Annotated in this window: 2 protein-coding genes; both read left to right on the top strand. The window is 35.9% G+C overall.

The window, feature by feature from the left end:
- A partial coding sequence (locus EGT51_RS12785) for an IS3 family transposase (protein WP_135369000.1) occupies positions 1 to 87 on the top strand: 87 nt, incomplete at its 5' end.
- 239 nt (positions 88 to 326) lie between these two features.
- Positions 327 to 899 (top strand): hypothetical protein, encoded by a 573-nt coding sequence (locus EGT51_RS12775; RefSeq protein ID WP_135369025.1) that lies wholly within the window; start codon positions 327 to 329, stop codon positions 897 to 899.
- Positions 900 to 1,012: the final 113 nt, after the last annotated feature.

Here is a 1,012-nt window from a genome sequence, read left to right as displayed (position 1 = left end):
ACTTTTTCCAATTTTGAGGACTTGGTAATCCGAACCTCAAATTACATCAGTTGGTTTAATTCCGACAGAATTAGAACGAGTGTTTAGAAAAAGATGTGCCATTTATTGACATAGGAGCAATATTCATACCGGCGCCAATCATTGCACCCAACATATCACGCCGAGAAATAGATGCTTGGGCAAAGATTGCTTGCAAGCGTTTAGACAATTTATCACTAGGACTAGCGTTAGCTAGCATTTCATCAATTGCTTGGTAAAAGGTAGATGATGCAGTATATGTTGCTATATTCACTAGTGACAAAACTAGAGTTGACCAAATCCTTCAATTGATTGGCAACGACAATGTTGAATGTACTGATTATCTTGAAGATAACTTTTTTGCTTGGATGTTTTGGAAATATGATCGAAACAACAGGCAAATTAATTCTGATATTGGATTGCCAGCAATGAATGCGTTCTCGGGAACAATTCAACGAGATGATTTGCAAGATATGATAATTGGTCGCTCACCTAATATTACTGATTTATCAGTCTTAAAGATGCATATCGCCCGACAGTTTCCATTGAGAAGTGTCGGAATGGAGTTAACTGAGCGTGGTAACAAGGTATATTTTAAAGTTGATGTTCATAATCAAATTGTTGTTGATACGAGAAAATCTAAAATGGTTAGCGATGGGATAACTGATACCGTTTTGGTGGAATTAAAAGAATATCCACTAATAGTGTATATCTATAGTTACATTATTCCACTGCTCAATGGCCTGTATGAAAGTGAAGAGCCAGATTTCACAGAACAATTAAATTCCTATAGTAAAGACTTAGCAAAGGAGATTATTCTTGATTTAATTGGAGCAACGGGTATTGATATACAAGAATTTGATAAATTAGCTATGACCTGAATTATTCACCAGAAACTCCAAAATCCCCATCAAACACATGATTCAAGTGCTTGATGGGAATTTTACGTTTTCACCTTTTAAGTGCAGAAAAAGAGCCTCAGCTCTGGTATAGT

Source organism: Levilactobacillus suantsaiihabitans, from assembly GCF_004745505.1.
In the GTDB taxonomy this organism is placed as follows: Bacteria; Bacillota; Bacilli; order Lactobacillales; family Lactobacillaceae; genus Levilactobacillus; species Levilactobacillus suantsaiihabitans.
Note: the sequence above shows the minus strand (reverse complement) of the source record. Positions and strands in the feature narration are given on the sequence as shown.